The following is a 13187-nucleotide window of genomic DNA, read 5'->3' as shown; positions in this document are numbered from 1 at the left end:
CGCGGTCAGACTAGGGCGCCTGTCCGACAGACCCCTGCAGATCCCCCTGCGGGGGGAGGTGCGCGCCCGGCAACCCCACCTAGGCTGGCGCCCATGTCCCGGACGAGCACCTCCGTCGCGGAGCGGCTCGGTGCCTTCTTCGCGGTCGACGACGAGTGGGAGCGCCCCGCGCCCACCGCCCGGCAGCGCCGCAACGACGTGTGGGTCGCCCTCGCCACCTGGGTGTGGGGCGCGGTCGGGATGGAGCTGCTGCGCAGCGTCGCCGACCCGAGGTACGTCGACCACCCCTGGTGGGTGCAGCACCTGCTCATCGCGCTCGGGACCGTCCCGCTCGTATGGCGCCGCAGCCACCCGCTCCTCGTCGGGGGCGGCCTGATGCTGCACATGTTCTTCGTCGGGATCACGGTGCCCGAGGTCATGCGCGGGTTCACGATGCAGTGCGTCTACGTCTTCGCCCTCTTCACGGCCGTCGCGTGGGCCCGCAACCGCCGCCCGATGCTCGCCATGGTCGGCGGCGTGCTGGTGCTGATGTTCGGGTGGATCGCGTGGCAGTACGCCCTCGGCACCGCGGTGCAGGAGATGCTCGACCGCAGCCGCGACGCGAAGCCGCCGAGCGGGCTCTTCCCGCAGATCCCGGCCGCCGTGGCCCTCGACGTGGTGATGAACGCCGTCTACTTCGGCGGCGGCATCGTCGGTGGTCAGGCCGCGTGGCGCCAGGCCCGCTCCCGGGCCCTGCTGGAGGACCAGTCGCGTCAGCTGGCCGAGCAGGCCGACGAGCTCGCCGACCGCAAGGTCGTCGAGGAGCGGCTGCGGATCGCCCGCGAGCTGCACGACGTCGTGGCCCACCACGTCTCGGTGATGGGGGTGCAGGCGGCCGCGGCGCGCCGGGTCCTGGACCGCAACCCGCAGGCCGCGGCGGACGCGCTGACCCACGTCGAGGAGTCGTCGCGGCAGGCCGTCGGGGAGATGCGCGGGCTGCTCGGCACGCTGCGGCGCACCGACCGGCGCACCGACCGTGGCGCCGACGGCGCCGGGTCAGGGCCGGGGGCCGCATCGGACGCCGGGCCCGGCTCCGAGGACCGTGCGCCGCAGCCGGGGGTCGAGCAGGTCGCGACCCTGGTGCAGGAGGCGGCGGGCCCCGGCTTCGCCGTGACCTACCAGGTCGTGGAGGACCGGCCGGGGGCGCTCACCGAGGTGCCGATGCCGGTGGGGTTGTCGGTCTACCGGACCGTCCAGGAGGCCCTCGCCAACGTGCGGCGCCACTCCACGGCCCACGCCGCAAGCGTGGTGGTGCGGCTGGGGGCGCAGGGAGGCCACCGCTACGTCGAGGCGGAGGTGCTGGACGAGGGGCGGCCGCGGACCGGCACGTCCGGGTCGGGGCTGGGCCTGCTCGGGATGCGCGAGCGGATCGCCTCCCACGGCGGCACCTCGGAGATCGGGCCGCGGGCGACCGGTGGCTACCGGGTGCGGGTCCGTTTCCCCCTGCCCGGCTGACGCGACGACCGCCGTCGGTAGGGTGGCTCGCATGGGGGACGAGCGACTGCGGGTGCTGCTGGCCGACGACCAGGCGCTGGTGCGCAGCGGGTTTCGGCTGATGCTGTCGGTGGAGGACGACCTCGAGGTGGTCGGCGAGGCCGCCGACGGCCGGCTGGCCGTCGAGCAGGCCCGCGCCCTGCGCCCCGACGTCGTGCTGATGGACGTGCAGATGCCCGTCATGGACGGCATCGAGGCCACCCGCGCCATCGCCGCCGACGGCCTCGCCAAGGTCCTCATCCTCACCACCTTCGACAACGACGACTACCTCTTCGACGGGCTCCGCGCCGGCGCCTCCGGCTTCCTGCTCAAGAACGCCGACCCCGACCAGCTCGTCGACGCCGTCCGCGCCGTCGGCCACGGCCACGCGCTGCTCGCCCCCGAGGTGACCCGGCGGGTCATCGCCCAGATGACGGCGGCCCCGGACCCGGCGGCGGCGGGGGCGGCGGCCCCGCCGGCTCGGCATACGGGCCTGGACGTGCTCACCGAGCGCGAGCGCGAGGTCCTGACGCTCGTCGCCCGCGGGCTGTCCAACGCCGAGATCGCGGCGCAGCTCTTCGTGGGGGAGGCGACGGTCAAGACCCACGTGTCCAGCTGCTTCGCCAAGCTGCACCTGCGCGACCGGGTCCAGGCGGTCGTCCTCGCCTACGAGTCCGGTCTCATCCAGCCGGGGGAGTAGCCCACCGCGCAGATCCTCCCCCGGGGGGAGGTGCACCGCGTCGCCCCACTCCTAGATTGGCTCGTGCGAGCAGGTCGTATGCCGGGAGCCCGTTCCCGCAACCGCTCGCTCGAGGAGGGGTGCGAGGTGCTCGAGATCCAGGGCCTGACCCGCCGCTTCGGTGACGTCACCGCGGTCGACGGGGTGTCCTTCGCCGTGCCGCGGGGTCAGCTGATCGGCTTCGTCGGCGGCAACGGCGCCGGTAAGACCACGACCATGCGGATGATCATGGGGCTGCTGCAGATCCACGCCGGGGAGGTGCTGTGGGAGGGGCGCCCGGCGACGACGGCGGACCGGCGGCGGTTCGGCTACATGCCCGAGGAGCGGGGGCTCTACCCCAAGCAGGGCATCGCCGACCAGCTCGTCTACCTGGCGCGGCTGCACGGGATGTCCCGGCAGGACGCTCAGCGGGCGACGGCCGAGCACCTGGACCGGTTCGGTCTGGGGGAGCGCGCCAAGGACAAGCTGGAGTCGCTGTCCCTCGGCAACCAGCAGCGGGTGCAGATCGCCGCGGCGGTGATGAGCCGGCCGCAGGCGCTGATCCTCGACGAGCCGTTCAGCGGGCTGGACCCGACCAGCGTCGACACGATGGTCGACCTGCTGCGCGAGCACACCCGCGCGGGCGTGCCGGTGCTCTTCTCCAGCCATCAGCTCGACCTCGTGGACCGTCTCTGCGACGGCATGGTCGTGCTGAGCAAGGGCCGCGTCGTCGCCCAGGGCACGGCGGACGCGCTGCGGGCGAGGGGGCCGCAGCGTCACCGCATCGTCCTGGGCGGCGACGCCGGGTGGGTCCGGGGACTGCCGGGCCTGCACGTCGTCGACGTGGACGGGTCGAGCGCTGTCCTGGAGCTGGTCGAGGCCGGCGCCGACCGCACCCTGCTCACCGAGGCCCTCGCACGCGGCCCGGTGGTCGAGTTCGCCCGCGTGCGACCCTCCCTGAGCGAGATCTACCGTGAGGTGACGGCATGAGCAGCACGAAGACCCAGCAGACGCGGCAGTCCCATCAGTCCGAGCAGGACCGGCAGGACCGGCAGACTCGGCAGGACCGGCAGGACCCGCAGGCCCAGCACGCCCCGCGCGACGCGTGGCAGCTCGTGGCGGGCCGGGAGATGGCCGTCAAGGTGCGGGACCGCAACTTCATCATGAGCACGGTCGTCACGATGGTGCTGATCCTGGCCATGATGGGCTTCCAGGCGTGGATGGCGTCCCGGTCCAGCACGACGACCGTCGCGGTCGTCAGCGCCGAGGGCCGGTCGCTGGCCGAGTCCGTGGGCAAGGCCATGGCGGGCAAGGAGGACCAGGGCGGCCAGGGGGACGGTGACTCCCTCAAGGTCGTGCAGGCCGCCGACGAGGCCGCCGGCCGACAGCTCGTCCTCGACGACAAGGCCGACCTGCTGCTGGTCCAGCACGGCCAGGGCTGGCAGGTCGCCGGCAACGACGAGCCGTCGGATCGCATCCCCACCTACGTGCGTCAGGTGGTCAACGCCCAGGTCCTCGCCCAGACCGCCGCCAAGGCCGGGACCACTCCCCAGGCGATCGCCCAGCAGACGACTGTGACCACGGCCGGGCTGTCCGGCAAGGACCAGGTCCAGAGCGTCGCTCAGCTGGTCCTCGGCGGGATCTTCGCGGCGCTGTTCTACATGGCGGCGCTGATGTTCGGGATGCAGATCGCCCAGTCGGTCATCGAGGAGAAGCAGTCGCGCATCGTGGAGATCCTTGCGTCGGCGATCCCGGTCCGGCAGCTGCTGGCCGGCAAGGTCGTGGGCAACACGATCATGGCGACGGCGCAGATCGTGCTCTACCTGGGCATCGGCCTGATCGGGGTGTCGTTCACGCCCTACAAGGCGATGCTGACCGGCCTGGCGGGCAGCGCGGTCTGGTACATCGCGTTCTTCCTCGCCGGCTTCCTCGCCCTGTCGTGCATCTGGGCCGTGGCGGGCTCGCTCGCCACGCGCAACGAGGACCTGCAGCAGACCACGACGCCGCTGACGATGGTGCTCGTGCTGGGCTTCTTCGGGTCGATCGGAGCGCAGGGCAGCGTCAAGGCGGCCCTGTCCTACATCCCGGTGATCTCCTCGATGATCATGCCGGGGCGGCTCTACGACGGGTCGGCCGCCTGGTGGGAGGGCCTGCTGGCGCTCGCGCTGACGATCGCCTTCGCCGCGGTGGCCATCGTGCTCGGGGAGCGGATGTACCGCCGCTCGCTGATGCAGACCTCGTCTCGGATGACGTTCAAGCAGGCGCTCCGCTCCGCCGACTGAGCCATGATCGTGGACGTCTTGTGTCGCGAGCGCGCCCAAGACGTCCACGATCGGGGCACACAGAGGGAGAGGGAGTGGGCATGCGCTACGCCTACCTCGGGCCGGCCGGCACGTTCACCGAGCAGGCGCTGCTGCAGCGCCCCGAGGCCTCGGCGCCCGACGCGGAGCGGGTGCCCTACGGGTCCGTCGACGCGGCGCTGGCGGCGCTGCGGGCGGGTGACGTGGACGCCGCGGTCGTCCCGATCGAGAACTCCGTCGAGGGCGGCGTCTCGGCCACCCTCGACGCCCTCGCCACCGGCGACCCGCTCGTCGTCATCGGCGAGATCCTCGTGCCGATCACCTTCGTCCTCGCCGCCCGGGCCGGCACCACCCTGGCCGACGTCCGCGCGGTCGGCACCCACTCCCACGCCTGGGCCCAGGTGCGCGGCTGGATGTCTAGGAGGCGGCCGGAGCCGACATACGTCCCGACCCTGTCGACGGCGGCAGCCGCGGCGGGGCTCGCCTCCGGCGACGACAGCCCGTATGACGCGGCCGTGTGCGCGCCCGTCGCCGCCACCGTCCACGGGCTGCAGGTCCTGGCGAGCGACATCGGCGACAACGCCGGGGCCGTGACCCGATTCGTGCTCGTGGCGCGGCCGGGGGAGGCTCCCGCCCCGACGGGCGCGGACAAGACGACCATGGTGCTCTTCCAGCGCGCCGACCACCCCGGTGGCCTGCTGACGCTGCTCGAGCAGTTCGCGGCGCGGGGCATCAACCTGACCCGGCTCGAGTCCCGCCCGACCGGCGAGGGGATGGGGCGCTACTGCTTCTCCATCGACGTGGAGGGCCACCTGGCCGACGAGCGCGTCGGCGAGGCGCTCATGGGGCTGCGGCGGGTCTGCGCCGACGTCCGCTACCTGGGGTCCTACCCGCGCGCCGACCGGCTCGCCGCGACGGTCGAGCTGGGCACCAGCGACGACGACTTCGTGGCGGCCCGGGACTGGCTGCACGCGCTGCGCACCCCGCAGGCCACCCCCGGGCAGGCGGGCTCTGCGCGCGCTGGCTAGGGTCGAGCCATGACGCACATCCTCTGCATGGGTGGTGGCGGCTTCTCACAGTCGCCGGACAACGCAGCCACGGCGCTCGACCGCTACGCCCTCGAGCTGACCGGCAAGGACAACCCGCTCGTGTGCTTCGCGCCGACCGCGTCGGCGGACGACCCGCAGTACATCCACCGGTTCCTGACGGCCTTCGGGTCCCTCGGGGTCCAGACGATGGTGCTGACGCTGTGGGAGGACGCGCGGCACGCGCTGGAGCGCTTCGGCGACATCGACCTGCTCTACGTCGGCGGCGGCTCGACCGTCAACCTCGTCGCGCTGTGGGACGCGCACGGCGTCAGCCAGGCGGTCCGGGACCTGCGGGCCGAGCGCGACGTCGTCTTCGCCGGCGTGAGCGCGGGCGCCAACGTCTGGTGCGAGGGCTGCACCACCGACTCCTTCGGCGGCATCGACGCGTGGCGCGGCGGCCTGGGCTTCGTGCGCGGGTCCTTCTCCCCGCACTTCGACTCCGAGGCGGAGCGGGCGCCGCAGTTCCTCAGCTGGGTACGCGAGGGCGAGCTGCCCGTCGGGTGGGCCGCCGACGACGGGGCTGCCCTGCACGTCCTGGACGGCAAGGTGCAGGCCTGCGTCGCCGAGCGCGACGCCGCCAAGGTCTACCGGGTCGACCGCCACGGCATCACCGCGCAGCAGATGACGCGGCTCTGAGACTGCCTGAGACGCGGTCAGGCGGTGACCGGCCGCCGCTCCAGCCAGCGGCGCAGGCCGGCCTCGCCGGACCGCATCATGTGGGCGTGGTTGAGCCGCAGCAGCCGGTGGCTGGTGATCGGCAGGCGCTGCAGCTTCTCGTGGGTGAGGTGCACGTCCTGGGTCCAGCGGGCCGCGGTCGTCGTGTCGCCCTGCCAGCTCAGCTGCCACTGGGCGTAGCCCTCGAGGTCTTCGGACAGCCCGACCCGCAGCACCCCCTGGTCGAGGTCGCCGACCTGTCCGGTGAGCACGACGTCGAGGGTGACCGGCAGCAGCGACCGGATGCCGAGCCGGCGCCGGTCGCCGTCGAGGGGCTGACAGCTGCGGATCTGCGGCCACCACGCGGCATAGCTGTCGACGTCGTCGAGCACGGCATAGGCCTGCTCGAGCGGGAGGGGCACCTGCCACACGTGCTCGAAGTGGTAGTGGTGCAGGGCGATCATGACGAGCGGGCCTCCTTGCGTCGCAACCAGAGCCAGGCCAGGACCGCGCAGACGATGCCGTTGAGCAGGCCGACGGCGACATCGATCGCGTGATGCATGCCACGGTACAGCCGCGCATAGGACACGAGCAGCGGGATCAGCACACAGACCACCTGGACGACACGGCGCAGCACGACGTTGTCGATGCGGTGCGCCATGAAGGCGAGGGTGAGGTAGAGCGCGGTCGAGGCGCCCACGTGCCCGCTGGGGTAGCTGGAGGTCGGGGGCGCCGGGTCGAGCTTGCTGACCTCGGGCCGCGGCCGGTCGGTCAGGTTGGTGGCGGCCACGAAGATGCTGGCCTGCAGCGCGATGGCGATCCCGGGGACGACCGCGAACCACCACTCCCGGGTGCGCCACCACACGAGCAGCATCATCAGGACGCAGAAGCCGATGACGTACTCCGTGTTGCCGATGTGCGACCACACCATGGTGATGGAGTTCCACAGGCTGGTGCGGTGGGACTCGAGGTCCTTGCTGATGGGCTCCTCGGCGGTGCTCCAGCTCTGCATCGGCCCGATCAGCGCCAGCCCGAAGCCGTAGATCGCCAGGAAGACCAGGACGCCCGGCGCGATGGCGCGCACGAGCAGGTCCTTGAAGGCCGCCCCCGCGCGGGGGCGGGAGCGGTCGAGGTCGTAGCGGAGCAGGAACGGCATCAGGGCCTCTTTGGTCGGGTGGTCGCCTCGGTCGAGGGGCCGGTGGGGTCGGTGGGGTCGGTCGGTATGCCGGGGGCGTGGTCACCGCTCGGCCGCACGAAGCCGCGCCAGGACCCGTAGACCAGGGCCGCCGCCAGCAGCAGGCCCGCCGTCACGTCGGACGGGTAGTGCACCCCGAGGAAGACCCGGTCGAGCATCACGGTGACGGTGACGACGGCGGCGAGGGTGACGGCGACGGCGCGCTCCATACGGGTGCGCAGGAGGGGCCACAGGAGCACGGTGAGGGTGAGGCACACGGCCGCGGTGTTGGCGGCGTGACCGGAGGGGAAGCTGTAGCCGGGGGCCTGCGAGACCGGGTCGTCGACGACCGGGCGCGCGCGCTGGACGAGCAGCTTGACCTGCAGGAAGAGGTTCCAGCCGAGCATCATCGTGACGAAGGCCCACAGCGAGCGGGCCTTCATGCCCTTGGCGAGCCAGGTCCACAGGCAGACCACGGTGGCGGCGACGTAGGCGCGCCAGGGCTGCCAGACCTCCTGCCAGACGATCAGGGCCGTGCGGAAGCCGTCGTGGCGCCGGGTGACGTCCGTCGCGTCGCGGATCGCCTGGACGTCGAGGTCGATGATCGGCGCGAACCGCTCCTGCACCAGCACGGCGAGCACGATGACGGGGGTGCTGAGCAGCAGGGCGGTGCCGACGGCGCGGGCGAGCCGGACCAGATGGTGACGGTGGAGTCGGGGCACGGGCTCACCGTGCGGCCGAGGCGCCCGAGGGGGCCGGGCGGTTGGGGTCGACGCGGACGCGCAGGGCCGAGGGCAGGACGGTCGCCTCGATGCGGGTGCGCTCCCCGATGGTGTCGCCGTCGACCTGCACCTGGACGTGGCGGTCCGCGGCGACGGTGACGCGGCGGGTGGTGTGGTGGGTGACGCGGTGGTGGCCCTTGCGCTGCGCGGTCGCGAGGCGCAGCGCGACGGCGCCCCAGCCGACGCCGCCGGTGGGGGACAGGACCAGGGCGTCCAGGTGGCCGTCGTCGATCTCGGCCTCGGGCATCAGCGTCAGCCCCTGGATGCGGCCGACGTTGCCGATCAGGACGCTGCGGGTGCGACGGGTGAAGTCCTCGTCGTCGGTGGTGACGTGGGCCTTGAACTGCGGTCCCCACAGATGCTTGACCCCGGAGACGAGGTAGGCGGGCCACCCCATCGCCGACTTGAGCTTCTCGGGGGCGTCGGCCATCACGTCGGCGTCGAATCCCATGCCCGCCATCACCAGGAAGTGGATCTTGCCCGGGCCGCGGTCCTGCGGCGCCAGGGCGTCGGCGTCGATGGGCGCGTCGTCGACCTCCGGCTCGCCGTCGACCGGCACGGGCGTGACCGTCAGCAGCCCGACGTCGACGGGCCGGTCGTCGCCGGTCAGGGCGATGAGCAGCGCGTCGCGCAGCGAGGCGATGGGCAGGTCGAGGTTGCGGGCCAGCAGGTTGCCGGTGCCGCCGGGCAGCAGCCCGAGGGGGATCGTGGAGCGGGCCTCGGTCAGCTCGCTGCCGACGGCGCGCACGGTGCCGTCGCCGCCGAGGGGGCAGATCACGTCGACCCCGGCCGCCATGGCCTCCTTGGTCTGGCCCGAGCCCGGGTCGTCCTCGGTGGTCTCGAACCACAGCGGCTCGTCCCAGCCCAGCTCCGCGCAGACCTCGGTGATCTCCGCGCGGACCTGCTCGACGTCGTCGAACTTCGTGGGGTTGACCACGACCGCCGCGCGGGGTCGCCGCGGCTCGGCGGCAGGCTCGGGCCGCGACTCGGGGGCCGGCGACTCCGGCTCCGGCTCGGTCGCGTCGGCACGCTGGCGGCCACGTCCGGCCACCACGGCGACGACGAGGAGCAGCACGACGACGGCTACGAGGATCCACACCCACATCTCTGGCACGGCTTGACGTTACCCGTGAGGAGGATCACCTAGTCGGCGGTTGCCCCACACGGGGGACCCGTGGCGTCCTGCCGCGAGCCCAGCAAGGCCGTATGCCGCCCCACCCCCCTCCCGGGTGGCGCATGTGGCCGGGCGGGCTCGTCCGGCATACGAGGTGGAGGGGTGTCACGGCAGGCCACTAGGCTCGGGTGCGTGATCGACATCAAGCTGCTGCGCGAGGACCCCGAGCGGGTCAAGAAGTCGCAACGTGCCCGCGGCGAGGACGACACCCTCGTCGACCAGATCCTCGAGCTGGACCAGCGTCGCCGGGCGGCGCAGTCCCGGTTCGAGCAGCTGCGGGCGGAGCAGAAGTCGGTCTCCAAGGACGTGGGCGGCCTCATGGGGCAGGCCCAGCGGGCCAGGAAGGCCGGTGCCGACGACGCCGACCAGCTGATGGAGCAGGCCCAGGCGGCCCGCGCCAAGGCCGGCGAGCTCAGCGACCAGGTCAAGGAGCTCGAGCAGGCCGCCGACGAGGCGGCCCGCGAGATGGACGTCATCGCCCACCGCATCGGCAATGTCATCGTCGACGGGGTGCCGACCGGCGGCGAGGAGGACTTCGAGCTGCGCGAGACCGTGGGCACGCCACGGGACTTCGCGGCCGAGGGCATCGAGGTCAAGGACCACGTCGAGCTCGGCACCGCCCTCGGCATCATCGACCTGGAGCGCGGCGCCAAGGTCGCCGGCAGCCGCTTCTACTACCTCAAGGGTGACGGCGCGCGGCTGGAGTACGCCCTCATGGCGCTGTGCCAGCAGATCGCGATGGAGGAGGGCTTCGTCCCCCTCGTCGTCCCCAACCTCGTCAAGGGCCAGACCATGGCGGGCGCCGGCTTCCTCGACAGCCACGCCGACGAGGTCTACCAGCTGCCCGCCGACGAGCTCTACCTCACCGGCACGTCTGAGGTCGGCCTTGCGGGCTACCACCTCGACGAGATCATCGACCTGACCGACGGGCCGCTGCGCTACACGGCGACGTCGACCTGCTACCGCCGCGAGGCGGGCAGCCACGGCAAGGACACCAAGGGCATCTTCCGGGTCCACCAGTTCCAGAAGACCGAGATGTTCGTCTACTGCCGACCCGAGGACGCCGAGGCCGAGCACGACAACCTCCTGCGCATCGAGCGGCGCATCCTCGACGCGCTCGAGCTGCCCTACCGCATCATCGACGTCGCCGCGGGCGACCTCGGCGGACCGGCCGCGCGCAAGTTCGACTGCGAGGCGTGGGTGCCGAGCCAGGAGCGCTTCCGCGAGCTGACGTCGACCTCCAACTGCACGACCTTCCAGGCGCGTCGGCTCGGCATCCGCGAGCGTGACCCGCAGGGTGGCGGCACGCGCGTGGTCGCCACGCTCAACGGGACGATGGCCACCAACACCCGCCCGATCGTCGCGCTGCTCGAGAACCACCAGCAGGCGGACGGGTCGGTGCGCATCCCTGAGGCGCTGCGGCCCTGGCTCGGCGGCCGCGAGCTGCTGCAGCCGCTCGGGCGGTGAGCATGGGCCCTCGTGCCCGGATGGTCTGCCTGGACATCGACGGCACGACGATCAACCACGCCGGCGTCATGTCCCCGGCTGTCCGCCAGGCGGTGCAGGACGTCGCGGCCGCCGGCGTGCACGTCGTCATGGCGACGGGGCGGGCCTGCGTGGCGACGATGCCGATCATCCGTGAGCTGGGCATCGAGGCCGGCCGGGCCGTGTGCTCCAACGGCGCCGTCACGCTGCGGCTCGACCCCCGCAAGAAGAAGGGCTACCGGTTCACCGAGGTCGTGACCTTCGACCCGGGGCCCTCGCTGCGGCTGCTGCGCGACAAGATGCCGGGCGCGCTCGCGGCGGTGGAGGAGCTCGGCAAGGGCTTCAAGGTCAACGCGCCCTTCCCGACCGGGGAGCTGGACGGCGAGATCCGGGTGGTGGGCTGGGAGGAGCTCATCGACACCCCCGCGACCCGCGTCACCCTGCGCCAGCCCGACGCCCCGGTCGAGGACTTCCTCGAGCGGGTGCACGCGGTGGGTCTGCACGGGGTGTCGTATGCCGTGGGCTTCTCCGCGTGGCTGGACATCGCCCCGGAGGGTGTGTCCAAGGCGTCCGCGCTGGAGCTCGTGCGCCGCAAGCTCGGCGTGGACCCCTCCGACACCGTGGCGGTGGGCGACCAGCGCAACGACCTGGAGATGCTCGCCTGGGCGGCCCGCGGCGTCGCCATGGGCAACGCCCCCGACGAGGTCAAGGAGGTCGCCGACGAGGTGACCGGCCACGTCGACGACGACGGCCTGGTGACCGTCCTGGAGTCGCTGCTGCCCTGACGGGTGCTTCGCTGCAACCCCAGCCTGACCCGGTGCGTCACTTAACGTGAGTGGATCAGCACGCTGAGTCTCACAGGGGGGACGTCGTGGACCGACGCATCAGGAGTGCCGGGGGCCTGCGGGCCCGGCCACGGTCGGCTCGGCGGGCCGCCGCAGCGGCTGTCGCGGTGGGGGTCGCGCTGATCGGTGGGGTGGCGCTGCCCACGACACCGGCCGTGGCGGTCGAGACGCCCGCGCCGACCGACGCTCCTACAGGTGCCCCGACGGACGCTCCTACAGGTGCCCCGACGGACGCCCCGGAAGGCATCCCGACAGGCGCCCCGACCGACGGGCCGACGGTCCCGGCGCCGCGGCCCACCCCGGTCCCGCGGACCGGGCAGGCCCAGAGCGTCCGGATGTCGCTGCGCTGCACCGGCTGCACCGGGCCCTGGCAGTGGGTGGCCGGCGTCGGCCAGACCACCGTCGTCGGCACGGTGCTCCCGCTCCGGGCCGGCACCCCGGTCGCCATCGAGCGCAAGGCGCCGGGGGCGGCGGCATACGTGCGGGTCGCGCAGGTGAGCACGGGGTCGGCCGGGACGTTCGCGTGGACCGGGCCGATGTCCCCGGTCGGCGCGACGAGCTACCGCGCTGTGCTGGCGGACCGGACCTCGTCCGCGCCGGTGGCCGTCACCGTCACCCCCGCGAGCGTGACCGCCGCGGCGCCGACCGCCCTGGACACGCTCGTCGACCCGACGGTCACCGGGGTCGCCACCCCGCGCGCCGCCGGGCTGCCGGTCCGCGCGGAGGTGCTCACCCCGGTCGGGTGGCGGCCCGCGCGGGTGGGCACGACCGGTCCGGGGGGAGGGTTCGCGCTGCCGGTGGCCTACGGCCACGGCGCCGTCGGGGTGATCACGGTGCGGACCGCGCTGACGCTCCCGACCGGCGCGGTCGTCGCGAGCCCGTCCCGCGGGATCACGCGCCTCGCCGTCCTGAGCCCGGTCGTGCGCCAGACGGTCGCGGCCGACGTGCCGCGCACCTATCGCGCCGGCTGCCCGGTCGGCCCGGCGAGCCTGCGCACCATCGACATGAACCACTGGGGCTTCGACGGGCGCATCCACCGCGGCCGGCTCGTCGTGCGGACCGCCAACGTGGGGCCGATCCTCACCAGCTTCCAGACCGCGTTCTCCGGGAGGTTCCCGATCCGGGAGATGCGCGACGCGAGCGTCTACGGCGGCGACGACGTCGTCTCGATGGAGCACGACAACACCAACGGCTTCAACTGCCGGCGCGTCACGGGCAACCCCTACCGGCTGTCGCCGCACAGCTATGGCACCTCGGTGGACATCAACACCGTCGAGAACCCCTACCGCATCCCCTCCGGCGTCTGGCTGCCCAAGAACGGTCAGGCCTACGTCCGGCGCACGCCTTATCGCCCCGGCATGCTGACCCCGTCGACGCCGTTCACCAAGGCGCTGATCGGCCAGGGCTTCACCTGGCTCAGCGGCTTCGACTGGCAGCACTTCCAGCGGTGACGGA

13 protein-coding genes are annotated in these 13187 nt (G+C 72.9%); 9 read left to right on the top strand and 4 right to left on the bottom strand.

Annotated features, from left to right (window positions below; translation table 11 throughout):
• Window positions 1-93 precede the first annotated feature (93 nt).
• The 6 genes from ADJ73_RS03660 (at window position 94) to ADJ73_RS03635 (ending at window position 6254) form a co-directional block, all read left to right on the top strand.
• Window positions 94-1494, top strand: a complete 1401-nt coding sequence (locus ADJ73_RS03660) for a sensor histidine kinase (RefSeq protein ID WP_050347140.1) — start codon at window positions 94-96, stop codon at window positions 1492-1494.
• A gap of 31 nt (window positions 1495-1525) precedes the next feature.
• The gene (locus ADJ73_RS03655) at window positions 1526-2212 is read left to right on the top strand and encodes a response regulator (RefSeq protein WP_050347139.1); all 687 of its coding nucleotides are present in this window, start codon (window positions 1526-1528) and stop codon (window positions 2210-2212) included.
• A gap of 78 nt (window positions 2213-2290) precedes the next feature.
• Entirely contained in the window at window positions 2291-3220 is a 930-nt protein-coding gene (locus tag ADJ73_RS03650; RefSeq protein ID WP_253272656.1) for an ABC transporter ATP-binding protein, read from the top strand.
• The gene (locus ADJ73_RS03645) at window positions 3217-4512 is read left to right on the top strand and encodes an ABC transporter permease (RefSeq protein ID WP_050347138.1); all 1296 of its coding nucleotides are present in this window, start codon (window positions 3217-3219) and stop codon (window positions 4510-4512) included. Before ADJ73_RS03650 ends, ADJ73_RS03645 begins: the two co-directional genes overlap by 4 nt.
• An 80-nt stretch (window positions 4513-4592) precedes the next feature.
• A complete protein-coding gene (pheA, locus tag ADJ73_RS03640; RefSeq protein WP_050347137.1) occupies window positions 4593-5558 on the top strand; it encodes a prephenate dehydratase in 966 nt (321 codons plus the stop codon).
• A 9-nt stretch (window positions 5559-5567) separates the two neighbouring features.
• A complete protein-coding gene (locus ADJ73_RS03635; RefSeq protein WP_050347136.1) occupies window positions 5568-6254 on the top strand; it encodes a peptidase E in 687 nt (228 codons plus the stop codon).
• Window positions 6255-6271: 17 nt separating this feature from the next.
• On the opposite strand, the gene ADJ73_RS03630 is transcribed toward ADJ73_RS03635, so the two are convergent.
• Genes ADJ73_RS03630 through ADJ73_RS03615 form a run of 4 tightly spaced genes read right to left on the bottom strand, consistent with a single transcriptional unit; the run spans window position 6272 to window position 9333 of the window.
• Window positions 6272-6736, bottom strand: a complete 465-nt coding sequence (locus tag ADJ73_RS03630) for an SRPBCC family protein (protein WP_050347135.1) — start codon at window positions 6734-6736, stop codon at window positions 6272-6274.
• A complete protein-coding gene (locus ADJ73_RS03625; protein ID WP_050347134.1) occupies window positions 6733-7428 on the bottom strand; it encodes a phosphatase PAP2 family protein in 696 nt (231 codons plus the stop codon). The genes ADJ73_RS03630 and ADJ73_RS03625 overlap by 4 nt, the downstream gene beginning before the upstream one ends.
• Window positions 7428-8168 carry a phosphatase PAP2 family protein gene (locus tag ADJ73_RS03620; protein ID WP_156188093.1) on the bottom strand — a complete coding sequence of 247 codons (741 nt, stop codon included), beginning with the start codon at window positions 8166-8168 and terminating at the stop codon, window positions 7428-7430. The genes ADJ73_RS03625 and ADJ73_RS03620 overlap by 1 nt, the downstream gene beginning before the upstream one ends.
• Window positions 8169-8172: 4 nt before the next feature.
• On the bottom strand, window positions 8173-9333 hold the full coding sequence (locus tag ADJ73_RS03615; protein ID WP_172669748.1) for a diacylglycerol/lipid kinase family protein: 1161 nt from the start codon (window positions 9331-9333) through the stop codon (window positions 8173-8175).
• A 201-nt stretch (window positions 9334-9534) separates the two neighbouring features.
• Between ADJ73_RS03615 and serS the strand changes: the two genes are divergently transcribed.
• The 3 genes from serS (at window position 9535) to ADJ73_RS03600 (ending at window position 13183) form a co-directional block, all read left to right on the top strand.
• Complete coding sequence (gene serS / locus ADJ73_RS03610) at window positions 9535-10869, top strand: serine--tRNA ligase (protein WP_050347133.1); 1335 nt, start codon at window positions 9535-9537, stop codon at window positions 10867-10869.
• A 2-nt stretch (window positions 10870-10871) separates the two neighbouring features.
• Window positions 10872-11672: an HAD family hydrolase gene (locus tag ADJ73_RS03605; RefSeq protein ID WP_050347132.1), complete on the top strand. Its 801-nt coding sequence runs from the start codon at window positions 10872-10874 to the stop codon at window positions 11670-11672.
• A 395-nt stretch (window positions 11673-12067) separates the two neighbouring features.
• Entirely contained in the window at window positions 12068-13183 is a 1116-nt protein-coding gene (locus ADJ73_RS03600) for a M15 family metallopeptidase (RefSeq protein WP_050347131.1), read from the top strand.
• The last annotated feature ends 4 nt before the right edge of the window (window positions 13184-13187 follow it).

Source organism: Arsenicicoccus sp. oral taxon 190 (assembly GCF_001189535.1).
Taxonomy (GTDB): Bacteria; Actinomycetota; Actinomycetes; order Actinomycetales; family Dermatophilaceae; genus Arsenicicoccus.
This window is presented reverse-complemented; position numbering and strand designations above follow the sequence as displayed.

Bases quoted from the DNA above. Each gene is read 5' to 3' on its own strand.
- ADJ73_RS03660 (WP_050347140.1), top strand. From the start codon at position 94: ATGTCCCGGACGAGCACCTCCGTCGCGGAGCGGCTCGGTGCCTTCTTC.
- ADJ73_RS03635 (WP_050347136.1), top strand. From the start codon at position 5,568: ATGACGCACATCCTCTGCATGGGTGGTGGCGGCTTCTCACAGTCGCCG.
- ADJ73_RS03605 (WP_050347132.1), top strand. From the start codon at position 10,872: ATGGGCCCTCGTGCCCGGATGGTCTGCCTGGACATCGACGGCACGACG.
- ADJ73_RS03645 (WP_050347138.1), top strand. From the start codon at position 3,217: ATGAGCAGCACGAAGACCCAGCAGACGCGGCAGTCCCATCAGTCCGAG.
- ADJ73_RS03600 (WP_050347131.1), top strand. From the start codon at position 12,068: ATGTCGCTGCGCTGCACCGGCTGCACCGGGCCCTGGCAGTGGGTGGCC.
- ADJ73_RS03625 (WP_050347134.1), bottom strand. From the start codon at position 7,428: ATGCCGTTCCTGCTCCGCTACGACCTCGACCGCTCCCGCCCCCGCGCG.
- ADJ73_RS03615 (WP_172669748.1), bottom strand. From the start codon at position 9,333: ATGTGGGTGTGGATCCTCGTAGCCGTCGTCGTGCTGCTCCTCGTCGTC.
- ADJ73_RS03630 (WP_050347135.1), bottom strand. From the start codon at position 6,736: ATGATCGCCCTGCACCACTACCACTTCGAGCACGTGTGGCAGGTGCCC.
- ADJ73_RS03655 (WP_050347139.1), top strand. From the start codon at position 1,526: ATGGGGGACGAGCGACTGCGGGTGCTGCTGGCCGACGACCAGGCGCTG.
- ADJ73_RS03650 (WP_253272656.1), top strand. From the start codon at position 2,291: ATGCCGGGAGCCCGTTCCCGCAACCGCTCGCTCGAGGAGGGGTGCGAG.
- pheA (WP_050347137.1), top strand. From the start codon at position 4,593: ATGCGCTACGCCTACCTCGGGCCGGCCGGCACGTTCACCGAGCAGGCG.